Raw genomic sequence first — 441 nt, 5'->3', positions numbered from 1 at the left:
GGCTCATGCTCGGCACACAGCCGGCATGCATTAATTCGTCCTGATAGGCGGTTGAGCGATATTGTACACCGCGGTCTGAGTGCACTATCAGGCCAGGCTTGGGCTGTCTTCTTGCCAGTGCCATTTTCAGTGCCTGCGTAATCAGCCGCTCCGTCATGCTGGTATCGAGCGACCACCCCACGATGGCTCTGGAGTATAAATCCATCACCGTCGCCAGATATAACCATTTGTCTTTCAACCAGATATAGGTGATATCCGTTGTCCAGCGCTCGTTGGGTTTCTCGGCGCCAAAGCGTCTTTTCAGCAGGTTATCCGCCACATTCGTCATCGCTTCAGTGCGTGGGCTGTAGCGAAACGCTTTACCGTTACGTGCCCGTATCCCTCTGGCTTTGAGGATGCTGGCCACAGTGTTCAGGCAACAACTCACACCCAGCGCATTCA

The 441-nt window shown here is 54.2% G+C and carries 1 protein-coding gene; it reads right to left on the bottom strand.

Annotation, left to right across the window (positions count from 1 at the left end):
- Nucleotides 1-406, bottom strand: a 406-nt coding sequence (locus HRH59_RS19155) for a DDE-type integrase/transposase/recombinase (protein ID WP_331460212.1), incomplete at its 3' end; no start/stop codon positions are given.
- Nucleotides 407-441 lie beyond the last annotated feature (35 nt).

The organism is Rheinheimera lutimaris (assembly GCF_013283795.1).
GTDB lineage: Bacteria > Pseudomonadota > Gammaproteobacteria > Enterobacterales > Alteromonadaceae > Alishewanella > Alishewanella lutimaris.
The sequence above is the reverse complement of the archived record's forward strand: the minus strand, read 5'-3'. Positions and strand labels throughout refer to the sequence as shown.